28 protein-coding genes are annotated in these 23,302 nt (G+C 40.8%); 4 read left to right on the top strand and 24 right to left on the bottom strand.

Features of this window, described 5'->3' with window-relative positions; genetic code table 11:
- The first annotated feature begins 64 nt into the window (after positions 1-64).
- Complete coding sequence (locus AACU33_RS09215; protein ID WP_096588226.1) at positions 65-367, top strand: DUF1816 domain-containing protein; 303 nt, start codon at positions 65-67, stop codon at positions 365-367.
- A 174-nt stretch (positions 368-541) separates the two neighbouring features.
- Here the strand turns inward: AACU33_RS09215 and AACU33_RS09210 are convergent, their stop codons facing one another.
- From AACU33_RS09210 to AACU33_RS09190, 5 genes are all read right to left on the bottom strand, one after another.
- Positions 542-1,384, bottom strand: a complete 843-nt coding sequence (locus AACU33_RS09210) for an alpha/beta fold hydrolase (protein WP_096588225.1) — start codon at positions 1,382-1,384, stop codon at positions 542-544.
- On the bottom strand, positions 1,384-1,611 hold the full coding sequence (locus AACU33_RS09205) for a hypothetical protein (protein ID WP_096588224.1): 228 nt from the start codon (positions 1,609-1,611) through the stop codon (positions 1,384-1,386). The genes AACU33_RS09210 and AACU33_RS09205 overlap by 1 nt, the downstream gene beginning before the upstream one ends.
- 74 nt (positions 1,612-1,685) lie before the next feature.
- On the bottom strand, positions 1,686-2,249 hold the full coding sequence (locus AACU33_RS09200) for a CAP domain-containing protein (protein WP_096588223.1): 564 nt from the start codon (positions 2,247-2,249) through the stop codon (positions 1,686-1,688).
- Between the two features lie 133 nt (positions 2,250-2,382).
- Positions 2,383-3,090 carry a CAP domain-containing protein gene (locus AACU33_RS09195; RefSeq protein WP_096588222.1) on the bottom strand — a complete coding sequence of 236 codons (708 nt, stop codon included), beginning with the start codon at positions 3,088-3,090 and terminating at the stop codon, positions 2,383-2,385.
- 320 nt (positions 3,091-3,410) lie between these two features.
- Positions 3,411-4,169: a DsbA family protein gene (locus AACU33_RS09190; protein ID WP_096588221.1), complete on the bottom strand. Its 759-nt coding sequence runs from the start codon at positions 4,167-4,169 to the stop codon at positions 3,411-3,413.
- Positions 4,170-4,933: 764 nt separating this feature from the next.
- Here AACU33_RS09190 and AACU33_RS09185 point away from each other — a divergent pair.
- Positions 4,934-5,785 (top strand): universal stress protein, encoded by an 852-nt coding sequence (locus AACU33_RS09185; protein ID WP_096588220.1) that lies wholly within the window; start codon positions 4,934-4,936, stop codon positions 5,783-5,785.
- A 79-nt stretch (positions 5,786-5,864) separates the two neighbouring features.
- Here AACU33_RS09185 and psbM read toward each other — a convergent pair whose 3' ends face one another.
- The 5 genes from psbM to AACU33_RS09160 form a co-directional block, all read right to left on the bottom strand.
- Positions 5,865-5,981, bottom strand: coding sequence for a photosystem II reaction center protein PsbM (psbM, locus tag AACU33_RS09180; RefSeq protein WP_010995057.1), 117 nt, complete (start codon positions 5,979-5,981; stop codon positions 5,865-5,867).
- A 107-nt stretch (positions 5,982-6,088) separates the two neighbouring features.
- On the bottom strand, positions 6,089-6,385 hold the full coding sequence (locus AACU33_RS09175) for a 2Fe-2S iron-sulfur cluster-binding protein (protein ID WP_096588219.1): 297 nt from the start codon (positions 6,383-6,385) through the stop codon (positions 6,089-6,091).
- 183 nt (positions 6,386-6,568) lie between these two features.
- Positions 6,569-6,706, bottom strand: coding sequence for a photosystem II reaction center protein K (locus AACU33_RS09170; protein ID WP_006195022.1), 138 nt, complete (start codon positions 6,704-6,706; stop codon positions 6,569-6,571).
- 128 nt (positions 6,707-6,834) lie between these two features.
- Positions 6,835-7,938: a tRNA guanosine(34) transglycosylase Tgt gene (tgt, locus tag AACU33_RS09165; RefSeq protein WP_096588218.1), complete on the bottom strand. Its 1,104-nt coding sequence runs from the start codon at positions 7,936-7,938 to the stop codon at positions 6,835-6,837.
- A gap of 130 nt (positions 7,939-8,068) precedes the next feature.
- Entirely contained in the window at positions 8,069-8,521 is a 453-nt protein-coding gene (locus AACU33_RS09160) for a hypothetical protein (RefSeq protein ID WP_096588217.1), read from the bottom strand.
- A gap of 374 nt (positions 8,522-8,895) precedes the next feature.
- On the opposite strand from AACU33_RS09160, the gene cobS reads away from it, so the two are divergent.
- Entirely contained in the window at positions 8,896-9,669 is a 774-nt protein-coding gene (cobS, locus tag AACU33_RS09155; protein WP_096588216.1) for an adenosylcobinamide-GDP ribazoletransferase, read from the top strand.
- Positions 9,670-9,800: 131 nt separating this feature from the next.
- Here cobS and AACU33_RS09150 read toward each other — a convergent pair whose 3' ends face one another.
- The 12 genes from AACU33_RS09150 to AACU33_RS09095 form a co-directional block, all read right to left on the bottom strand.
- Entirely contained in the window at positions 9,801-10,262 is a 462-nt protein-coding gene (locus tag AACU33_RS09150; RefSeq protein WP_096595198.1) for a PPC domain-containing protein, read from the bottom strand.
- Positions 10,263-10,343: 81 nt separating this feature from the next.
- Positions 10,344-11,024 (bottom strand): ComF family protein, encoded by a 681-nt coding sequence (locus AACU33_RS09145; protein ID WP_096588215.1) that lies wholly within the window; start codon positions 11,022-11,024, stop codon positions 10,344-10,346.
- Between the two features lie 119 nt (positions 11,025-11,143).
- Positions 11,144-11,632: a GNAT family N-acetyltransferase gene (locus AACU33_RS09140; protein ID WP_096588214.1), complete on the bottom strand. Its 489-nt coding sequence runs from the start codon at positions 11,630-11,632 to the stop codon at positions 11,144-11,146.
- 48 nt (positions 11,633-11,680) lie between these two features.
- Positions 11,681-13,534, bottom strand: a complete 1,854-nt coding sequence (locus AACU33_RS09135) for a leucine-rich repeat domain-containing protein (protein ID WP_096588213.1) — start codon at positions 13,532-13,534, stop codon at positions 11,681-11,683.
- A 24-nt stretch (positions 13,535-13,558) separates the two neighbouring features.
- Positions 13,559-13,963, bottom strand: coding sequence for a VOC family protein (locus tag AACU33_RS09130; protein WP_096588212.1), 405 nt, complete (start codon positions 13,961-13,963; stop codon positions 13,559-13,561).
- A gap of 20 nt (positions 13,964-13,983) precedes the next feature.
- Entirely contained in the window at positions 13,984-14,580 is a 597-nt protein-coding gene (locus tag AACU33_RS09125; protein WP_096588211.1) for a tRNA-(ms[2]io[6]A)-hydroxylase, read from the bottom strand.
- 111 nt (positions 14,581-14,691) lie between these two features.
- Positions 14,692-15,408 carry an SDR family oxidoreductase gene (locus AACU33_RS09120; protein WP_096588210.1) on the bottom strand — a complete coding sequence of 239 codons (717 nt, stop codon included), beginning with the start codon at positions 15,406-15,408 and terminating at the stop codon, positions 14,692-14,694.
- Between the two features lie 100 nt (positions 15,409-15,508).
- The gene (locus AACU33_RS09115) at positions 15,509-15,904 is read right to left on the bottom strand and encodes a VOC family protein (protein WP_096588209.1); all 396 of its coding nucleotides are present in this window, start codon (positions 15,902-15,904) and stop codon (positions 15,509-15,511) included.
- A gap of 132 nt (positions 15,905-16,036) precedes the next feature.
- Positions 16,037-16,810, bottom strand: a complete 774-nt coding sequence (locus AACU33_RS09110; protein ID WP_096588208.1) for a ZIP family metal transporter — start codon at positions 16,808-16,810, stop codon at positions 16,037-16,039.
- Positions 16,811-16,941: 131 nt separating this feature from the next.
- Positions 16,942-18,354: a cytochrome P450 gene (locus AACU33_RS09105; protein WP_096588207.1), complete on the bottom strand. Its 1,413-nt coding sequence runs from the start codon at positions 18,352-18,354 to the stop codon at positions 16,942-16,944.
- Positions 18,355-18,391: 37 nt separating this feature from the next.
- Complete coding sequence (locus AACU33_RS09100) at positions 18,392-19,165, bottom strand: SDR family oxidoreductase (RefSeq protein WP_096588206.1); 774 nt, start codon at positions 19,163-19,165, stop codon at positions 18,392-18,394.
- A 132-nt stretch (positions 19,166-19,297) separates the two neighbouring features.
- Positions 19,298-20,170 carry a nuclear transport factor 2 family protein gene (locus AACU33_RS09095; RefSeq protein ID WP_096588205.1) on the bottom strand — a complete coding sequence of 291 codons (873 nt, stop codon included), beginning with the start codon at positions 20,168-20,170 and terminating at the stop codon, positions 19,298-19,300.
- 84 nt (positions 20,171-20,254) lie between these two features.
- Between AACU33_RS09095 and murG the strand changes: the two genes are divergently transcribed.
- Positions 20,255-21,331, top strand: coding sequence for an undecaprenyldiphospho-muramoylpentapeptide beta-N-acetylglucosaminyltransferase (murG, locus tag AACU33_RS09090; protein ID WP_096588204.1), 1,077 nt, complete (start codon positions 20,255-20,257; stop codon positions 21,329-21,331).
- 53 nt (positions 21,332-21,384) lie between these two features.
- Here murG and AACU33_RS09085 read toward each other — a convergent pair whose 3' ends face one another.
- Positions 21,385-22,122: a hypothetical protein gene (locus tag AACU33_RS09085; RefSeq protein ID WP_096588203.1), complete on the bottom strand. Its 738-nt coding sequence runs from the start codon at positions 22,120-22,122 to the stop codon at positions 21,385-21,387.
- A complete protein-coding gene (locus AACU33_RS09080; RefSeq protein WP_096588202.1) occupies positions 22,089-23,135 on the bottom strand; it encodes an Npun_R2821/Npun_R2822 family protein in 1,047 nt (348 codons plus the stop codon). The genes AACU33_RS09085 and AACU33_RS09080 overlap by 34 nt, the downstream gene beginning before the upstream one ends.
- Positions 23,136-23,302 lie beyond the last annotated feature (167 nt).

Below are 23,302 nucleotides of genomic sequence, written 5' to 3'. Positions count from 1 at the left end.
AGCAAAAAAACACAGCAAAATACCGTTTAATATCCAGTACCTCATTCATAAATTGGTAACTAACATGAAAACCATTTGGGATGATCTCAAGGAAACGTTAATTAGCACAGTCAACAATCTAGGCTTGGCTTGGTGGGTAGAGATTGTCACACAGAATCCCCGTTGTACATACTACTTTGGCCCGTTTCTCAACTCTGTGGATGCCAATTTGGCAATTAAAGGTTACATAGAAGATTTGGAAGCAGAAGGCGCACAAGGAATTATCGTCAATGTGAAACGTTGCAAACCAGATTCTTTAACAATTGCTGAAGACTTGGGGGAAAGGATTGACCGCAAAGTAAAGCCTGCCTTTAGCGGTCAAATGTAAGTTAGGCAAATAGTTCAGTACCAAGTGTTGAGTCCTGAGTAGAACCGAACAAACCAGGAAAAGATTTCTTTTTCTTTTGCGTTTCAATTTACTTGAATTCGTCATTCTCAGCTACGCCAGATGCTTTAAGTCTGGCTGCTGAATGTCAATCTACCTCAGATGTATGGCTGAAAATTACCAAATTTCTTGAGAATGGTCTTCTAGCCAGCGGTCAATATCTCTCAATACCTGCTCTGGAATTTCCCACGGGAAAAGATGGGCAGTATTAGGGTAAGATTGCCACTGACAGTTTTTGAGGTGACGAGCCGTTTCTAAACTAGCATCAACTGTGATGTGGCGGTCTTGGGCACCAGCAAGTACCAGACTCGGACATTCGATTTGCCATAAATCTGTAAGTCTGTTGTAGCCAGCTTGTATGGCAGTGTAAAGGGCACGAGTAGCTGCTGGGGAAGTTTGTAAATAAGCCGGCACAGCGTCCTTAGCGATATAAGCGTAAGCTGTTGGTGTATGTTGTTGGATTAGGTGACGAAAAAGCGATCGCTTTCCAAAAGTTTCAATATTCCATTGCCAACTTGGTTTGATATAGTTCAAAATCCCCGCAACACCAGTGTAAACATTATCCTGCCAAGCAATTGGTGGATGGTTGCCGCGAGGTCTGGCTGCTGTAGCCACTAAAATCAGCCCTGTAATGCGTTGTGGTAGACGCAATGCCAATTCCATCGCCAAAATACCACCCAGCGACCACCCTAACACCAAACATTTCTCAATCTGAAATTGGTCTATAAGAGCTTCTAGGTCGTTTAAATGGTCTTCCATAGCAAAAATGCCCTTAAAGCGACTTTTGCCATATCCGCGCAAATCTGGGGCAAAAGTTTGGTAACGCTTTGATAGGTGATTTGTAAATATAGAAAGACTGCGACCGGAACCTGGATGGCCGTGTAAGGCTAAAATGGGCAACCCTTGTCCTTGAACATAGACATTCAACTTCGCAACACTAGTTGTATGGCGATTGCCCATCACGTCTCATTCTCCTGCCTACCGAATAAAAGTTCTAAAATGCCTTGGCTCTCAGTTCTGATTTCTCTGAGTTCAGCCACAATCCCTTTAAAATTACTTTGAGTTGCTTCGCGATCTACCAGTGAATTTACTGTTGAATTTAGAAGTGCGATCGCACTTCTATTTGCTTCTATAGTTGCTGTGTTCGCTTGTGTCCTTTGTGCTGTCCGGTCTAATCTGTCTGTCATCGCAATTTTTTATATCTTGCTTAAATTGTGACATAATCCTAGGAGCAAGGATTTCAGCGATATTCTGCGATCCCTCAAACCGATTTTTCTTGATAACCTCCAGCGTAGGTAATTACGCACATTTGCCTATATGTAGGGTGAATACCGAAAGCAACTCCTGCGACTTTAAAAGCAGGATTAAAGATATTTGTGCGATGACCGCGATCGCGTACACCATCATCAATAATTAATTGCATAATGATGTCTTGGGCTACATAAAAACCGTAGCTAATATTTTCAGCTGCGGTAAGTTGCCAATTACCATAGCGGCTTATGCGAGTAAAGGGATCGCTACCATCGCTACCATAATGACCGATTGCACCTGTAATGCTTTGGTCTTGCACATGATCTTTAGCAGCTAAAGACATACCCCAAGACGCACTTAAAGCTCCTACAGGACGTACAGAATAGAGAAATGATATTGCTTCTTCAACTGCTTTTACTCCTTCTTGAGTCTGCAAATAAACCCGATCGGAGATTCTAACTTGCTTACCTTGAAAGTGTTGTTTCCAATTATCTAAAATCTGGATATATGCAGTTGGATTTATCCGTACTTTATTCATTTCTGCTATTACTTTTTGTTCTAGAAGTGATAGCATTTTCTGTTAATCAAAATAAATAACAAACTTTCTTGTTCAGGAATTAAGTGCAAGAATTTAAAATCCTTATGTATATATAGTCAAGTTATCGGAATTTATATCCAGACTGAAAAATGTCTTTAATTTTGAATTATCAAGATTTTTCTTGATAACCACCAGCATATTCAATTACACAGATTGTTTTATATTTTTTGTGAGTCCCATAAGCAACACCAGAAACCTTAAAAGCACCGTTGAATATGTTTTTGCGATGACCGCGATCGCTCACGCCATCATCGATAATTAACTGCATAACGATATCTCTGGCTGTGTTTGGGCCATAGCTAATATTTTCACCTGCGGTAGTTTGCCATTTCCCATAGCGATTAATGCGACTAGCGGGGTTGCTACCATCACTACCATAATGGCCTGTTGTACCTTTAGGTCCTTGGTCTTTAACATGATCTCTAGCACCTAAAGACATCCCTTTAGATGCAGTCAATGCTCCCACAGGACGAGCCGATTTGAGAAATGCGATCGCTTCATCTACTGCTGTTACCCCTTCTTGAGTTATTAAATAGGTATTATCCGCAATTTTGACTCGGTTGCCTTGAAAGCGCTTTCTATAGTTTTCTAAGATAGGAATATAAGCTTTAGGATTTGTCCGCGCTTTGTTAGTTTCATTAATAACTTGTTGTTCTAATGGGGAAAGGTAACTTGCCTTGGCTACCAAAGTAGGACTAACTTTTTGAACTGTAGATGGAGGCGATTTTGCTACTGATTGGTTCGTAGGTTGCAGTTGTTGATAACAGCTAGCAATTAAGGTAAGGGGCAAAAAGAGCCAAATTCCAGCGCGACCCATGAATTACCTCACTATGTTATTTATATGGTTAAGTTTCTTGATTTCCTATACTGGATAAGTTAGTATATTTACGTAATCAACCGGAGATTTTTAGGAAAAAAAGCGCAGAGTTACGCCAACTAGTACAGAAAAATCTCCGATACTCGGCGTTAAAACTCTGCGTTATACAATTCTCACTCAACATTATGTTGTAACCTTTCGTACAATAAACGTAAAGAGTGACTTAGACTACTTAGGGGGAATTATTGTTCCTCGTAAAGGTCTGTAGTTCGCAAATTGACGATTGGCGGAGGTTTTCCGGGTTCGCAGTATGCCATCATCTACTTAGCATCAGCTAATATACTCTCGATGTTTGATAACTGGACTACACCAGAGAAATTTTTACTATTCATCACAAAAAAAGGCGTGCCAGCAATGCCCAATTTTTCAGCTAATTGAACATCTTGCGCAATAGCTTTTTCAGCAAGACTGTTAGCACCAAAGGCATCGCTTTTAAACTTATCTAGATCTAGATTCAAAGATTTGGCTGTATCTAAATACAATGCTTCACTCAGCTGTTTTTGATGAGTAAACAAAGCATCTTGAAATTCCCAGAATTTACCTTGTTGGTTTGCTGCCCAAGCTGCTTTAGCTGCGGGTAATGCTTCAGCATGAATTGCAGCCAATGGAAGATGTTTGTAAACTAATGTCACTTCATTTGGATGCTTTGCTAACAGCTGCTTCAATGTTTTATGCGCCTCAGCACAGTAGGGACATTGAAAATCAGAAAATTCTACCAGTACGATTTTTGATGTTGTCGATCCGGTGGTAGGAGATTCACCAATTACCAACTGAGGATTTAGTTTTAAATCCTGTAAAAATGCCTGTCTGACTTGCTGTAGCTGTTGTTGCTGTTGTTGCTGGTATGTTTGGACAGACTCGATAATTACCTCCGGGTGTTCGCGGAGGATTTGTAATACTTGTTGTTCTAGCCTGGAATTGGCGGAACTAGCCGCTTGTGCAGGAAATGACCAACCTAAAAGACAACACAGTAAGCTGATGCACGCCCATATACGTATATACCGGAAAAATTGACGCATAATCAAAACTTAAACGCTCAACATCCTCCTAGTATTCCCTGAGATAAGTCTAGGCGATCGCATTTCTGGACAAAATCAAATTTAATCATTTGAAGAGGGCGCGGAAACCGAGGATTGTAGCAGATCGCTTACAAAAAGTAGCTATTTATACTTTTATTCAGGGATTTCAGTATATAAATTTCAAGAGAGATCGCTCTTGAAGCGTAATTATGTGTGTTATAAAACTTTCCACCTTAATTTATGAGTTGATAATAAATAGTCAACTGTAAAAATACAGTCATAACAAAATATTTTTGATTTGATAAAAATTTCTCATAAGAGTGAAGTAAAAAAATTGATCGATAAAGAACTAATAACGTTAAAAAGTTATTGCAAACTAGGGACATTAGGTGAAAAATGCTATAATTCCAAATATTTTTTTTAGATTATCTTTGCAATACTTAACTAGCTTTTAATGAATAAAGGTTAACATAGATTAAAAATAATAAATAGCATCATATTTTAGTAAATTAATCGGGCTAAATTGAGAGTAAGCTTAATCATCAAAGCCTAGTTAAGTACTTACGTAACTAAGGGCAAATAAACATCACAATCCAAGGTGAAAGTCTATAATTCTAATTCCAGAAAAGTAATTGTGTGGATAACTGGTTGTGATTTTATGGGTGCGGAAAACTTACTAGGTTGTTCAGCCAGGTTATCAAAAGTCTAGCTGAATCAAATTACTAAGAGCAGAAACCAAAGCAATCTTAACCACAAGACCTATGATGATAGAGAAAATTTTGCTGGCTGTGTCTGGATTGGGACATGCAGAAGAAATGCTGAAAGCATTGAAAGAAGTGCCATCAATTCAAAGTGCAAAAGTTACTGTTTTGCACGTAGTTAATGCTAAATCTACTGCTTCTGCTATGACAGAAAAGTGGGAAGAAGGTGGCAAAATCCTAGCTAATGCTATTCAGACTTTGAACTTAGATCCGAGCCAAGTTTCTTCAATCTTAAGGCAAGGCGATCCCAAAGATGTAGTTTGCCAGGTAGCTGATGAAATCGATGCTGACTTGATTATTATGGGTTCGCGAGGACTCAAGCGGCTGCAATCGATTTTATCGAATTCAGTTAGCCAGTATGTATTCCAACTGTCTTCTCGCCCTATGTTGCTGGTTAAAGATGACATTTATGTCAAAAGAATTAACCGCGTTATGGTAGCAATGGATAACTCCGATGCAGCAAAACACTGCTTGAGTTTGGCTTTGTTCCTGTTGCGAGATATCCAAGGCGGTCAGCTAATTTTGGCTAATGTTAATACAGATTTACGTGGCAAATCATCTGAACTCAACGAAATTACTCCAGAGAAAAACTCAGTTTTAGCAGCAGCGGTTGCAGAAGCTGAAAGACAAGGGGTAAAAGCACGTTGTTATACTAGCAGCGGTAAGCCAGGTGAAGAAATCTGCCGTTTAGCAGAGGAGTTGAACGTGGATCTGTTATTACTTGGCTCTCCAGATCGTCGTCCATCGGTAGCCAAGAGTTTTGTGGATATAGATCGGCTAATTGGTTCTTCTTTGTCTGATTATGTTCGAGTCAATGCTACTTGTCCTGTGCTGTTGGCACGAACTACTGGTTAAGGACAAAATAGATTAGCGGTTGATAAATAAAAACCCCCACACCTATGGTGTGAGGGTTCTTTATTTTATAAAAAACGTATTAACTATCTTTTTTACCTTCGCGGCTGGCAGTTTGGATGTACAGAATTATCAAAAACACAGAGGGAACGAGCACGAACAGGATGCTCGCTACGAACCCTAGGTCATTAACTTGCATGGCAAGACAGCCTCTCTTAGATTTCCAGTCAACAACATTAGAATAGCATCATAGATGACAGAGTTTGCCCAAATTTTCTGCCGTTACAAATGCTAGCTAATAACAGGCTAAGGCTTAGTTACAATGCTTACTGGCCCATTGACTAAGGTTTGACAAGCAAGGCGGTAATTTTGAGGTTTTTTCTTTAATTTGCGGTTTTCTACATCTGTACGCGGGGAAAGATTCTCTATGCCTTCAACAACCTCGACTATGCAAGTGCCACATTGTCCATAGCCGCCGCAATTTGTCATTTTGCCAATCAATGTATATATGTCAATCCCATTTTGCATTGCCTTCAGGCGGAGATTGGCACCATCTGCTGCTACTACTTCTTTATTTTCTTTAACGAACTTGATATTACCCATAACTGCTACGATATTGACTTTAAGTTTGGTTGTTGACTTTTTGTGAACTAAGCTTAATATGCTAACTTAAGTCTATATTAAAAGATTACATATTATTAATAATAGTAAACTTTGGTAACGAAGATAATATAAAAAAATAGGACAGGTTAAAATGCCTGTCCCAGAAATTGAAATTCAATTAACTTACCTAAATCCCACTGCTGCTTGCCAAACAAAAGCAAGTAACAAGAAGAAAACGGGAATTACTGGGAGAACGTCTACCAAAGGATCAAAAATTTGGTAAGCTTCTGGCAATTTTGCTAACAACAGTGCTGCTTCCATATTTGTTTAAATCCACCTATCCAACACAGCTTTCATAATTGATAGGTATCTTAACATGGTTTGGTCATTGGGCATTGGTCATTGGTCATTAGTGATTTCTCCTGTGCTTCCTCATCTTGGTTTTTCTCTCAATCCAGCCAGCTAGCAAATTCTGTGGCGAAGCGATCGCTTAATATTGCTTCACGAATGTGTTGGGTAAAACGAATCAGTTCTGTAATGTTGTGAATGCTCAACAAGGTGTAGGCTAAAATTTCTTGCGATCGCACTAAATGCGATATATATGCACGACTAAAGTTTTGACAAGCGTAGCAACCACAAGTTTCATCTAATGGTGCAAAATCTTCACGGAATTTAGCATTTTTCAAATTCCAGCGATCGCCTTTGACCATTGCCGTACCATGTCTAGCCCAACGGGTAGGAATTACGCAGTCAAATAAATCTACCCCAGAAGCGATCGCAATTGCCATCTCTTTATAAGTACCCACACCCATCAAATAACGCGGTTTTTCGGGTGGTAGTAGTGGTGCGGTTGTTTGCACAATCTGAGCCATTAATTCTGGTGGTTCTCCCACACTCACACCACCAATGGCATATCCTGGTAAATCTAACTCGGCTAAAGCCAACGCAGCTTGCGATCGCAAATCTAAATACACACCACCTTGGACAATACCAAATAATGCTTGATCGCTGCGTTTATGAGCCACAATACAGCGTTCTAACCAACGATAAGTACGCCCTGTCGCAGCTTCTACCTCTTGGCGAGTAGCTGGGTAAGGCGGACACTCATCAAACGCCATAATCACATCCGCCCCTAGAGTATTTTGAATCTCAATCGAGCGTTCTGGGGTTAAATTAATAATTTGTCCATCATGGGGCGAGCGAAAAGTTACTCCTTCTTCTGTAATCTTTCGCATCTCACTCAAACTAAAAACCTGAAACCCACCAGAATCAGTGAGCATCGGCCCGTTCCAACCCATAAATTTGTGCAGCCCGCCACCGCCAGCCACAATTGCTTCGCCTGGTTGAAGGTGGAGATGATAAGTATTAGATAATACCATTTGTGCCCCAGTATCCCGAAGTTGGGCTGGCGTCACAGTTTTGACATTTGCGAGTGTCCCCACTGGCATAAATCTGGGGGTTTCCACAGGGCCGTGAGGCGTGAAAAAGACACCTGCTCTGGCTTTTGTTTTGCTACAGCAAGCAAGACATTCAAAAGAAAAATTGGCACTCAAGGTAAAAGTAATTTTATTTCGCTAAATAATGGACAAGAATAAAAAAAGGTAACTGGGTATTAGCTACCACCTTAGTGCTAACTACTAACCGATTACCAACTTTTTGAATATATAGTATTTCTGTTGCTAGTTAAAACGACTCCGAAGTGTCATCATCAATTTCCGCATCCCATCTAGCAGAGAGTACTTGCTCCATCATGGCTTCGATCGCGCTGACATTCAAGTTACGCTCCCTTCGCTCTTGTAGGGGAGTAGTGAGGGGAATCAGCCGCAAACACATACCTTCTTGCATTAAATCAAAGTAGGTTTCTTGCTGCTGGGACTGTTTCAATTCTAAGTAATCAAAACTATGAACATTCAAATAGAGCGCTTGGTTAGCAACTAAAGTAGATCTTTGGGGATTGGCAAACACTTCCATCACATCCCCATCACCCTCACTCTGTAATTGACCTTCTTGGGTGTAGATGTAGTGGACTCGACCTAAGTCAGCCAACAATCGCCTCATGTCGAGCTTATTCACAATAATGCCCGTGTTAATAATGCACGGAGCTGGTATCCTGGTGTCGGGTAGATGGTGACTCATAAGGAAATGGGGAATGAGCGAAGGTGAGGTGCAATAGCGCAAAACATTGAAGTTGACAGTGTATAACCCCTACATTTCAAAAATATCAACTTTCGAGGGCAATCGTCTAATCACTTTAAATTCGGTTCTTTATTTAAGGATACAAAACAAAATTCTCTCTGTTAAACTTTTGCTTTTGCATTTTTGAGATTTATTAAAAAATTGTATAAATTAATGCTGTGGTAACATAAGCACACTGAGACTAGCATAACAAAATTTTGTGAATGAATATCGATAACAAATAAAACTTATCTAAAGCTTTAAACTCTTCTAACACAGCTTGTGAGGGAATAGTCAACTTATTCCATAAATGGCTGTTGAGGAAAGTAAACGATATGAAAAATCAGCCTTTCTTTGGAAAAAAACTGCTGTTAGATTTAGCAGCAAGCGTGATATTTTATACTACTATTCCCTTACCCAATCTGAGGGAATTGGAATTTTGGCGGGTGGCGCGTTTTGCTCCACTAGTAGGGCTATTGATTGGCGGAATTTTAGGGTTATGTGATACAGGAATGAGTTATTTGGGTATACCAGTATTAACTCGTAGTGCCTTAGTAGTCAGTTTGGGGGTTGGCATTACCGGGGGGCTGCATTTAGATGGAACGATGGATACTGCTGACGGTTTAGCAGTGGGCGATCCAGAGAGGCGCTTAGAGGTAATGGCAGACAGTGCTACAGGCGCTTTTGGCGCAATGGCAGCGATCGCCTTATTATTGCTCAAAACAACAGCCTTGATCGATATAGAAGCAAACCGTTGGTTGATATTGATGGCGGCTTGTGGTTGGGGACGCTGGGGACAACAGCTAGCGATCGCTTGTTATCCTTACCTTAAACCTACTGGTAAAGGCGCGTTTCATAAACAAGCCATTCAATCTTACAAAGATTTGTTACCAGGACTGCTGTTGCTCATAGGTTTAAGCGCTTTACTATTTTTGCTAGATAGCAAGCGGATGTTTTTGGCACTAGCGATGGTAATCGCCGGAAGTGCGATCGCCATTTTGACTAGTGCGTGGTTTAACTACAAATTAGGCGGACACACAGGCGATACTTACGGCGCAGTCGTTGAGTGGACTGAAGCCCTATTTCTTTGTGTGCTGACGGTTTTTTAGGGAACTGAAGGGAGATGAGGGAGACAAAAAATTCAAAATTCAGAAATTTACTTGACTCTTGACTTTTGAACGCCAGTCGCTCATGGGGGGAACCCCCAAGACCGCGCTGGCTCCCCTTGACCCTGGACTCTTTACTTCATCGGTTGCAGCTTTGTCACCTTAAGTTTAAACTTCCCAACACCAGTTTCTCCAAAAGAACGGACGCGAATAATATAAGTACCTGTTTCTGCAATACGAGTAAATAATAGAGAGTTGCTGGTGCCATCAGGCCCGTCATCATTTTCTGCCAATGTCGCTCCATCGGGTGACAACAGGGTAATAATGCTGTCAAAGTTGTCCGATGTTAAATCAACTGCTAGATTATCGCCTTTATTTAACTTCACCGTATAATCACGGGCAAATCCGCCCTGACCTGTAGGAATATCTTTCTCTGAGAGCGTATCGTTAAATTCAGCACTACTAGTAGTTAAAGGAATTGGACTGTATAACTTATTTTGAGCAAAAGCTGCGCTTGTACTGACACCAATTGCCACTAAGGTGGCAGGAAGGATGATTACCCGTTTAAAAACCGCTACAAAAGCTTTTCCGATCATTTCAAGCAAAATTCCCACACAAACAGAGCGATCTGGTCAATTATAGAGTTCTCTGGAATGGCTTGCCCATGAATTGTTTGGTTATTTATCTTTGATAGCAGTAGCAAGCGCTACTAAGCCTGAGACAGCAATTCCCCGGTTACTAAATGTTTGTACTGCTGCTGCGGCAGTAGCACCAGTAGTATAAATATCATCCAATAACAACACTGGGAAATCCGGATGGCGATCGCGAAATTCTGACCCAACAGCAAAAGCCGCTGCTAAGTTTTTTTCTCGCTCTGAGGCTGATAAACCAAACTGCGCTTTAGTTTCTCGAACTCTTTCAAGACCATTTGGTTTAAATTTTAACCCAGTTGTTTGGCAAAAGCTTTGTGCTAAAAGTGCGGCTTGGTTATAGCCACGTTGTTTTTGCTTACTAGCGTGAAGTGGTATAGGAACAACAACAAACCCGCGATCGCGTTTTGGCGAATTTAATAACCAAGCCTCTCCTAACCATTGACCCAAAGGACGAGCAATTTGCGGTTGATTTTCGTATTTAAGCGCCGCGATCGCTCTTTTGAGGGAACCACCATAAACTCCCCAGCCAAACACTGGTAGAGGCTCTTTCCAGAGAATATTCGGGTCTTGCAGGTGACATTTTTTTAACTGTTTTTCACAGTATTCGCAAACTTCACGAGCTGTACTGCGTTGACACAGAGGACAATGGGACTGAAGAAAAAGATTAAGTAAACCTTTAATTACGGTTCGAGCATAGTTAGTCATTTGTCATTAGTCCTTTGTCAAGAGTCAAGAGTCAAAAGTCAAGGGTCAAGAGTTGTCATTTCTTTCCCTTGTCCCCCTTGTCTTCCTTGTCCCCGTTCCCTTTCCCTCACTTCCCCACCTTATGGCTGTTTGAGGTATTTGACATACACGCGATCGCACCTTGGGGTTTCTACGCCTGTTGCTGGTTTATAGCCACTGCTTTCATAGAGTTTGACTGCTTCTACTAAAACACTGGCGGTTTCAATCCAAATTTGCTGAAAACCACGGGCGGCGATCGCTGCTTCTAGTTGTTGTAACAAATATTTCCCTAGCCCTATACCTCTAATGCTGGGTAAGAGGTACATTTTGCGGATTTCTACGGCTTTTTCACCCCGATTTACCGGGTAGTATGCCCCAGTTCCTACTAATTGGCCTTGGTGTTCAATTACCCAAAACTCGCCACCAGTGGCTAAGTAGCATTCCTCTACTTGCACCACATCTCGGTCAGCGCCGTTGGGTTCCCAACCCAAACCGTATTCTGATAATACATAACTGATAACTGCGGCAGTGCTTGTGCGATCGCTCTGCTCCCAGTTACGAATCAAAAAATCTCGATAATAATCTCTCATCGGAAAATTTTCAATAATTTTTAATTTTGAACGGGAGCAAAGTGAGAGTCAAGTTTGCACAGAAAATTCTTCTGGATCTATATCCCAATTTACCCAACGAATCGCAACTCTGGCAGAGTTGATTTCAGGTGGTACTCTTAATGTATGAATTTTGCCAGTGCTAGGGCAAGTCATTTTTAATAAATTAATTGCTTCAACATCGACATCAGCATTAATGCGAAGTAAGGAGTATTCTTGCCAAGAATCGATGACTTGCGCTTGTAATTGCTCGCATATGCGATCGTAACCTATACCTTGAATTAAAACGCGCCTGAGTTCGGCATTATCTTCTGCTAAAAGCCACTCGGCTTGCCATTCGTGAGGGTGTAGCTTGCCGTATTTTTCTGGTAATTTGACACCGTGATAGTAGTATCCAGTATGCCAGCCATCGCTAAACTCAATTGCGGGTTCTCCTTCTGCGTGTAAGCGATTCTCTGTATCTAAAGAGATTTTACGGGGGCGATCGCAAACTATACAGACTTTCTCAAAAGGAAATATCCAACCGCAATTTTCAAATAGTTGATTTAGGCATTGCAAAGCTTCTTGTTCTTGTTGGTCAAGCTGATAATTCAAGTCACGAACCAAAAATTGAGTTGTGCCGATCATCGCAAGCAGTTCTTCAGGCGTAATATTACTTTGCCCTAAAATCCTAAAATCATAGTCTTCTAACTGCTTCTGCAAAAGTGTCCAAACTTCTAGAGAGAAGTTATGCTGTGGCAGACTGTGTTGAATATGATCGTATAGAAAAAAGCGCAATCCTATAGCCAGTTGTTTTCCAGTAGATTGGCGTATTCTCTCTGCTACTCCTTTTCCCAATTCTTGAAATTTAGGTAACAACAACTTTAAATTTACGAATGGACTAGGGAAAAAAACAATTTTAGGTTCTTCCAGACCCATATAAGTATAGATAGCCTTAACTGCTTTTATGCTTTTTTGCTCATCAATGGGTACAGTAAAGAAATTCGACCACTTATTTTGAAGTGATGACCAGATACGCCAATTCAATATTGGTGGATGAATAACCAAAGAGTTTAGTTTAGTCAGCCCAAATAGTAGGCTTAAGTCTGAAATTTGATTGCAACTGAGGTATAAGCGCTTTAGGTTAGTTAACCCAGATATGGGACTTAAATCTGAAATTTGATTACCATTAAGTAGAAGTTCAGTTAGGTTAGTAAGGTGAGATATAGGACTTATATCTGCAACTTTATTGCAAGCGATATCCAATCTAGTTAGATTGGTCAGTTGCGATATCGGACTGATGTTTGGAACTTTATTATCAAGAAGATTCAATATAGTCAGATTAGTCAGTCCAGATATAGGATTCAGATCTGAAATTTGATTGCCATTGAGATGCAGTACAGTTAGATTCTTTAGCTCATATAGAGGACTTAAATCTGAAATTTGATTGCAATCAAGACACAGTACAGTCAGATTTATCAGCCTAGATAAAGGACTTAAATCTAAAATTTGACAATAAATAAGATGCAATTCAGTTAGCTTGGTGAGATTGCATAGAGGATTCAAGTCTACAAAGTTATTGCGACTGAAATGGAGTTTAGTCAGATTAGTTAGGCTAGATAGGGGACTTAAATTTGAAATGTTATTGGCGGGAAAATGAAAATGCAGTACAGTCAAGTTAGTAAGGCTAGACAGCGGACTCAGGTCAGAAATACCCTGTCGATAGAAAGTCAATTCGGTAGAGTTTGATAGTATTTGCTCTGCTTCATAACAATCAGAAGTACCAGCTTTCTTCAATAGCACCTCAACTGTATGCTTTGCTTCAGTTGAGAGGCTATCTTTGTGCAAACACCAGTCAGCAAAGCGACGAAAGTTCGGAGTCTGGTTTGGCTGTGGTTCAGACATTGGGTAGTAGCTGGCGGGGAAACTCTAACTTACGATACCCAGGTTGGTGTAAATCTCAATCAAATTACCATCGGGATCGCGGAAATGCGCTGTGCGGATTCCCCAGTCTATACGGTCTGTAGGTGGAGCCATGAGAATGCCATTATGGTCTTTGAGGCGTTGATACACTTCATCGACATTATCGACGGCAAAAATCAAGGATGTTTTATCCTGGCTGGCGAAAGACGAAGGCTGATTGATGCTGGGGATGACTTGAGCCATAAACTCTTTCTTCAACACAGCCAGCTGGATAGATCCGGTACTAAACTCAGCATATCCAGTTTCTTCATCTCCCCAATCTACATTTAAACCTAATAAATCTCGGTAGAACAAAAAAGTTTCTTTGTAATTGGAAACAAGCAGTCTGAGGTGTGTTAGCTGAAGTCTCATAATCGATGTACGTTAGTTTACTAACTATGAATTCTAGGCTCTGGGTGTAAAGTTGCTAGCAGCTCACTTTCAACGAATGCTAGTTCATCGAGCCGTTGCATGACAACTTCACGGTCAAAATAAGTATCAGCTAAAACCCAGTAAGTACCAAAGTGACGGGCTTCTGATGCCATCAAACCGCGATAAAATTTTGCTAATTCTGGCTCAGGACAGTGTGTAGCTAATAATCCTAGGCGTTCGTGACTGCGCGCTTCAATTAATCCGGTGACGAGTAACGAATCTAAAAATCTATCGGGTTCTTGGGGACGAACTTGCGCTTTTAAACCCGCACCGTAGGGAGGTGGGGGTAAGGGTGCGAGGGGGATGTTGCGGCGTTCTAGCCACTGATTGACAAGTTCAAAATGTTCTAGTTCTTCACGAGCGATCGCAGTTAATTCTCTAACCATTTTCGCATTGGAAGGGTAGCGAAACATAAAATTTAACGCCACTCCCGCTGCTTTGCGTTCGCAGTGGGAATGGTCGAGCAAAATAATATCTAAATTGGCGATCGCTTGTTCTACCCAAGCCGAACTGGTAGGTTGTTTGAGGGCGTTAATAGTTGGTAATGCAGTAAGCACAGGATGAAAAACTCCAGAAGTCTCAATTTAGCTGACATAGCCTAGCAAATTGATTTTAATCTGGTCTGGGGCAATCGCGATTGCACAGGCGATCGCTCCGAACATTTACAATTACCATTCTATTGGTTGGCGATCGCGGAAGAATCCTCCAGTAGCACCACCATCACCAAGAGTTGCTAACCAGACAATTGTATCGACTCCTTGTTCGGGAGTTCTGGGTGCATTTGCTCCCCCCATATCAGTTTGTACCCAACCAGGACATACAGAATTCACTAAAATATTTGTGCCTTGTAATTCACTAGCAAAAATGCGTGTTAAGGCATTCACGGCTGTTTTAGAAATGCGATAACCTGGGGAACCTCCTCCCATATCATTTAGTTGTCCCATTCCTGAAGAAACATTGACTATTCTGCCGTATTTCTGTTTCTTCATCAGAGGAATTAACGCTTGAGTTACTCGCAAAACGCCATAAACATTAGTTTCTAGTGTTTGTTTTAAAGTGTCAATTTTGGCATCAAAAATACTATTATCACCAGCTTGAGCATCGATATATATTCCAGCATTATTTACTAACACATCGAATTTGCCAAACTCTTTTTCAATAAAATCAGCTAATTCCTGACTGCTTTCATCGCTGGTGACATCAAGAGGCCGAGAAATTACATCTAAGCCTTCATTTTTTAACTTGAGTGCTGCCGATTTACCTTTTTCTTCATCCCGGCTTGTGAGAATTACTTGATATCCTTGTTTAGCTAATTGGCGAGAAGTTTCAAATCCTAAACCGCGATTTCCACCTGTGACTACTGCCACTTTTTTAAGTGTACTCATGATTATTTTCTCAGGTTATCAATTGATTGAATTATTCTACTGATTTCTATCCCCGAATTATTCAAGTATTCGGGGATATGAACAGCAGTCTTTGTGCTAGCTATGCCAGAGCATAATCGGGGTTATATTCAACTAATTCAATTTCGTTGCCATCTGGGTCATTGACATAAATTCTATACTTAGTTTCAGATGCTGTCATTGTGTAATAATCAATGCCGTTAGCATCAAGCAATTCTTTCATAGCTTCGCCATCTTTAATTACGAAGCCGACATGATTAATCCCAATGCTTTCGTAAGGTTTATGCACTCTTTCTTGTCCAGCATCATCATTCAATGCTAGATAAAATTGGTTGTTGCCAAAATGCATCCAGCGATCGCCATTGAATACGCCTTCGGCTCGTACATACCAATCTGGAAATAAGGTTTGATAAAAGTTTTTAGTGGCGTCGATGTCTTTACAAGAAAGGTTGATGTGTTCAAAACGAATCATATTCATACTTGCTCCTGGTAATTAGAAAAGTAATATTTTTTGTTAATTAGTCCACCATATCCAGGTTTCGGTGGGCAATGCCCACACTACATTTATTGAAATAAGTAATAAATGTCGAAAAAATCAAAAAATTATGAATTATCCTAGGGCAGTATCTAAGAACATCATGATGACAAAGCCCAACATTACACCGATAGTTCCTTCTTTTTCTAAGCCTTGGCGATGAGATTCAGGAATTATTTCATCACTAATTACAAACAACATTGCTCCTGCTGCAAATGCCATTGCCCAAGGCAGAATAAAATTGGCGATATTCACCACACCCAAACCAATTAAACCGCCAATTGGTTCAACTAAACCTGTCAATAGCGAAATCCAGACAGCATAACCTGCTGAATATTTCTCAGCTACTAAAGATAAAGCAACTACTAATCCTTCGGGAATATTTTGTAAGCCAATTCCTAAAGCTACAGGGATGCCATTAGTAATATTATTATTGCCAAAGTTTACTCCTACAGCTAATCCTTCGGGAAAGTTATGAATAGTAATTGCGGCAATAAATAACCAAATCCGCTTAAGGTTATTGTAACGAACATTTTCTTGCCCTTTAAAAAAGTGTTCGTGGGGTAAAAATTGATGGGCTAGTTGTAAAAATATTCCACCTAGCAGTATTCCCACAACAATAATTAAAGCGGCACTAATTTGGGATTGTCCTTGCGCGATCGCGGCCTCGGTTGCAGGCATAATTAACGAGAAGGATGTGGCCGCTAACATTACTCCTCCTCCAAACCCCAACATCATTCCTTGCACTCGCTGCGTCAGATTTATTGGTAGTAATACTGGTAAGGCACCGATGACTGTGGCAAGTCCCGCACCTAAGCTGGCGATCGCACCAATGACAAGGCTTTCCATAGCTGGGGTTATTGATTCTGTCGATTTAAATAAATCATAGTCGAAATGATTATGAGTTGCAAGTATTTGTCATTAAAAAAATCGCAGATGTGTTTTACCTGCGATAGAAAAAGCTATATGTTGTGAAGATGTCAAGCTCGGCGTGTAATTTTGATTTGGTAATCATCCGTGAGATGTTTCAGGGGAAACTGCACAAACTTGGGTTCGCCTGTTGTTTCCCAGTTGAATGTTTGTAGTAAATGAGACACGAATACTTTTGTAATTGCGATCGCCATTTGCGCTCCCAAGCAAGCGTGTACGCCACCACCAAAGGGAATAAATTCATACATCTTGCCTTCGCCACGTTCCGGCAGAAAACGCTTTGGAGCAAATACATCTGGCTCGTGGAAGTACTCTGGCATCATGTGTGCGATCCGTGGTTCTGCGATAATGACACAGCCTTTGCTATACAAAATGCTATCAAGTACTACAGACTTAGTTAGTAGACGACTGGCTGTAGAACTGGGAGGTAGGGTACGTAGTGTCTCCTTAATTGTTGCATCTAAAAACACCATCTGCTTCAACTGTTCGGGTGAGAACATATTGACTGGACTGTTCCCTACCAGACTGGCTTGCTCTTCTCGCAACCGTAACAGCACTTGCGGATGGCGAGCAATTTGGTACAGGAGCGAAGATATCAGTCCTGATACCTCATAATCTGATGCCCATAACTGTAGTAGACACTGATTCTCAATTAACTCTTCACTAAATACACCATCAGGATTTTCTTGCTGGCTGGCTAACATCATCGAGAGGAAATCAGCGGTGGGGTTCATGACTTTCCCCTCATCTCGCCGCCGACGCACCACAGCACGCATAAATTCCAAGAGTTTGGTACGTGCTAAAAGCCCGCGCCCGTATTTGGTTAAGGGAGATTTCCACTGAGATAAACCATAGAAGCCATCAAAGTATGTCTTATATAAAGCCTTTAACTCTGCTTTAGAGCTAATTGGTAGTCCCTTGAAAGTCTCAGGATGATAGTCATCTAAACTGATTCCTAACAGCAGAGGGGTGAGTATATCAAAGCAAATCTGCTCGACAGCAGGGTATAGCGCAATGCTACTGAGAGCAGTCCAGCTATCGATCCCGCGGACAATAGCGTCATTGATTTGCGGTGTATAGCCATCAAGTACCCGGCCAGTTAGTCCAGGCGCTAGAGCATTTTTACGCTGACGATGCAGATCGGGTCTTTGAAACAGACTGTACTCACCAAACATATCCATTGTGGTTGCTGGTAGTGCAATCTCTGTATATTTCAAATCTCCATTAAATGCCATTTGAATAGCTTTAGCGGAGCCTACAAAGATTGTAGTGCGACCAAAGACTCCTGTATTAAAAATAGGGCCGTACTCTTGGAGATTTTTGCGGCAGAATCGATCCGGGTTGGCGATGTACTCAAATGTGTCATACCACTTTGGCTTTCTTGGTGGAGTGGTAGTTCCGGTAGGTGGTGCTTGTCCATCCTCAAGTACAAGTACTTCTTCAGCATTGGCAGTGTTCTGCATAGCTTTGCGAAGCTCAAATTATTCTCATGTTTTTATTTTAACTGCGCCGATTGACTAGGGTGGCGCTAGCTTGATCGACAGGCATGAGTACGACTTCATTGATATTGACATGGGGCGATCGCGTGACGCAGAAAAATATCACATCAGCCACATCGTCTGGGGTTAGGGGCGTAACTCCCTGGTAAACTTTTTTGGCACGGTCAGTATCGCCATGAAACCGCACATCGCTAAATTCTGTCTCTACCATCCCAGGATCGACAGAAGTCACGCGGATAGGAGTGCCTAATAAATCTTGTTTTAAGCCTTCAGAAATGGCTCTGACAGCGGCTTTCGTCCCGCAATAGACATTGCCATTAGGGTAGGTTTGATGTCCGGCAATCGAACCAATATTTACTACATGACCGCGATCGCGTTTTACCATTCCCGGAACCACATAGCGGGTAAGGTAAAGTAAGCCCTTAATATTGGTATCAATCATTTCTTCCCAATCCTCAAAGCTGCCTTCGTGCAACTTGTCTAAACCGCGACTCAGACCAGCATTATTGATGAGGATATCAATCTCAGACCAGGTTGGAGGTAGGCTAGAAATAGCAGATTCCACCGCAATGCGATCGCGCACATCTAGCTGTAACAAATGAATTTCAGTATTAAAGTCTTTACTGAGTGCATCTGCTAATTGCTGTAAACGTTCCAGCCGTCGCGCCGCTAAAATCAGTTTTGCACCCGCACCAGCAAAAACTCTGGCACAAGCAGAACCGATACCGCTACTTGCACCAGTAATCAGAATGATTTGATTTTCCAGGGAAATCATTGTGAGTCAAGAGTCAACAGTCCAGTGTCCATTGTCCAATAATTCGGAACTTATGACTCAAGAAAGGATGAAGGGTGAAGTATGAAGTATAAAATTTCAGCTTTTACCCTTTACTCTTCAGCCTTCAGTTGACTACTTGTTCACCACTTGTAAACGCTGTGTCACCATCGTCATCCCATTTCCGCGGAGGATGACCGCAGAAAGCCATTGGCTACCAGGAGTAGATGGTGCGCGTCCGACTTTAAAAAGCCCGCCAGAGGTGAGTAATTCTAAATCTACAGGTGTGGGGTTGAGATACTTGTCTGGTTTAATAGGTTCTTCTATGGCTGTTCCTAAAATAAAGTCATCTCCTAATGGTTCTTGGACAACCGCATCAAAATGATATTGCTGTCCAACTTTGACTTGTTGTGGTAACTTAACATCAACTTGAGGTGGTTTGCTACCTGAAGTTAGTAAAGTACGTTCCGACAAAATATCTTGACGAACGATTTTCCCACCTGTAATTCGCTGCCGTGACTTAATTGTGGCATTGAGAGCTAAATTATTACTGTTAGCAGAAGGTAAGCCCGTTATAGTAGTGACTGTTTCAGCGACAATGGCGTTGCCTTCAGATCGCCAAGATTGCAACTGAGTGGTGTATCTTAATTTGGGATATCGCTTCCAGAGGTCAATTAAGGCTTTTTCTAGAGTTTGGCGATTTAATCCATCGCCATGAACAAAATTAGGGCTGTAAAATTCGATTACCTTTTTCACATCACCTTGATTAGCGGCAGTATCAATTTGTGTCAACAAATTGGTCAATTCGGGGGATGCGTTTTGAGCGATTTTCCCGGCTGCTAGACGTTGAGATGGAGGTTTCCCGGTTTGTAGTGAATGGCGTGTTGTACTTGCTTGAGTGCATTGCCAAGTAGTTGCTATACCCAGTGTCAGTATGGATAAAATTAGCCAGATGCTGGCGGGAAATTTACGATGGCGTTTCAGTAATAAAGTAATAATGTTAGTCATTGGCAAGAGTTTACTGATTTCACTAGAGAAGGTGGGAAATTGTTTTATCTTAGTTAAGCTTAAGCGCTAAACGGTAGGGGTTTAATGGTAGGAGAAGCACCAATTAGGTTATTAATAGCAGCTAGTGGAACTGGCGGACACTTGTTTCCGGCGATCGCACTGGCACAAAAACTTCCAGAATATGAAATTGAATGGTTGGGTGTTCCCAATCGTTTAGAAACTCAGCTTGTTCCTCAACAATATCCATTGCATACTATTGCAGTTGAGGGGTTTCAGCAAGGTTTTGGTATTTCCTCTCTCCGCATCTTAGGTAAGTTGATTGGTTCGATTTTAGAGGTAAGACGAATTCTCCAACAAGGGAAATTTCAAGGCGTATTTACCACCGGTGGTTATATTGCAGGCCCAGCCGTAATTGCGGCGCGTTCTTTAGGAATACCTGTAATTTTTCACGAAGCCAACGCTTTACCTGGGAAAGTCACGCGCTTTTTTGGCCCTTGGTGTCAAGCGGTTGCGGTAGGTTTTGAAGTTACTGCTCAGTATTTGCCGCGTGCTAAAAATGTCTATGTGGGTACTCCTGTGCGATCGCAATTTTTAGATGACAGCACTAATGTACCCTTGGATTTACCCATCCCGAATGGAGTTCCTTTAATTATTGTCTTTGGCGGTAGTCAAGGCGCAGTTGGGATTAATAAATTAGTCCGTCAATCTGCTCCCGCTTGGTTTGAAGCTGGAGCCTATGTAGTACATTTAACTGGAGATAACGATCCCGAAGCGGATAGTCTCAAGCACCCGCAGTATATAGCTTTGCCGTTTTATAACAATATGGCGGCATTGTTGCGAAGAGCAAATTTAGCAATTAGCCGTTCCGGTGCAGGTAGCTTAACCGAATTGGCGGTATGCGGTACGCCAGCGATTTTGATTCCTTATCCCTTTGCGGCGGAGGATCATCAAACCTACAATGCCAAGGTATTTACAACAGCAGGCGCGGCGTTAGCCTTTAAACAATCAGAGTTGACGGCTGAGATTTTGCAAAATCAGGTTTTGAACTTGTTGCACTCGCCCACAGAATTAGCCAAGATGGGAGAGAAAGCAAAAGCGATCGCAATTCCCGATAGTGCTGATAAATTAGCGCAATTACTGCGGGAAGCGATCGAGAGATAAACAGGGCGTTAAAAGAGGGAATGCAGTAACAAAAGCTAGAACTTGCTTTTAATTTAACAAGGCGTTTTGATAACTTTGCCTTTAACAAAAGCTAGACCGATTTTACCGCCAACTCTCTCTTCATTTACCTGATATAAAGCATCATCGTTCATAGACATCGCTTTCGCCACACTTTCTGTACTAGAACGGCTGTTATATCTAGCTACAATTTGCTCTGCTTCACCTGGTTGAATTTTGACAGCTACCCAAGTTGAATTTCTATTCTCTGGTTCATCAATATAGAAATTTAATTCAGACTTGATACGCTGCAAAAAAGTAATCAATTCTATTGCTTCAAGATGAGTTTTAGCTCGATAAAACTCATAAGTTAAACCGTATTTGTCAAAAGTATAAATAGATGTTTCCGCATTATCATAGCCCTTAATCCAAGATATTTTGCTTAATATCGAACTTGGTAAAGCAACCAGTTTCTCTAGAAAAGACCAATGGTAATTTCTTGGAGAAGGTGGAGCCATACAAGAAATAAGAGTGTAGTTATTACTTTCTGTATGATAATAAGTGAGCCAAAATATTAGCTCATTAATCTGACCATACCATCTTTCACACGTGCCCGGTTCGCTCGTATCAGTAGGGTTGGACACAGGAGGAACCGGAATGATTTTTTGGAGTTCAGCTAGACTAATATCGACAGTAAACTCTTGTTCAAAAAAGTGAGTTGGATTGGCACGATCTTCCACAGCTTCATAATTCTTGTATTTCAACCACCATTCTTCGGCTTGAATCCAATCCATAAGCTCGAATTTAAGACTTTAAATTTTTGTTTTAAATTATGAAATACTTGCTGTAATAAACGATAAATTATAACTAAAAAATCAGCTTTTTTCAAGTAAGCTGGTGCTTTCTCTGGTGTATTCATAAATCTGTAAGACAAAAACACTTCTTGGTGCGGGATTTGTGTATCTTCACCTTTGCATAATCTGCTAAAGGCTTCTGACTTATAACCCATGTAATGAATTCTATGGATTGGTTTTAAACCTTCTTTATTAAATAAAACATGGTCTTTTTCAACAAAAAGATCGACCCTAGCAATATTTCCTGTTCTTTCTTGAGGATCGCTGCTTAATGTATAGTTAAATACTTTCAAATTAAGGTTAAATGTCATGTAACTAAAAAGATATACTTCATCCCACCAACCGCGAGCATTGATGAAGTTTACTTCTCCATCTTGGAATAAACTATACTTAAGTTTATCTAATGAATGAGTATCGATTAACCCAGACTTAGAAGCAAAAAAATCAGAAGAATGGCAATGCCTTTTGACATATTCTTCACTATAATTATATTTTTTATTAATTAAATCTACTGAGAGAAAGCACTCTCGTTTTTTATGCTCCCAGTCATCGAAAATACAATCATATTCAAGTAATTTATCAAAACAGTCTGCTAGTGAAGACATTACTAATGCATCGCTATCTACATAAATAAAATTTTCAAAATCTCCATCAAAAGAACATAATTTTCTAATTGTATTAGAACCATGATACCAGTCAGTTTTTTTTAAATCTCCAAATCGGCTGTGATTCCAGACCTCTGACGCAAAATTATGCCATTTGCTAAAAGAGTCTTCGTTATCAAATAAAAACACACGCTCCAAATCTAAGCTTTTAATTTTATTAATATTTTCATCATAAGGAATAATACAAATGGGAATTTTACTATCGTAGTTTTTTCTAATGCTATTAACTAACGCAATAACTTGGTCGTACAGATTATCATTGGCTAAGGTGTAAATTCCTTTTGACATGATCGTGAAAAATCTCACATAAGTTTAGTCCGTGTAACTATCAAGATAAGCAGTAGTATATAAGCACGGCAACCTCACTAATACTGATTCAACGAACGATCTTCACAGATGGAGTTTCCCAAGTACGAAGAAACCTTGACCCTAAATTTTTAAATTGGTATAGAATA

Source organism: Calothrix sp. NIES-2098 (genome assembly GCF_963875125.1).
Classification (GTDB): Bacteria; Cyanobacteriota; Cyanobacteriia; order Cyanobacteriales; family Nostocaceae; genus Aulosira.
Note: the sequence above shows the minus strand (reverse complement) of the source record. Positions and strands in the feature narration are given on the sequence as shown.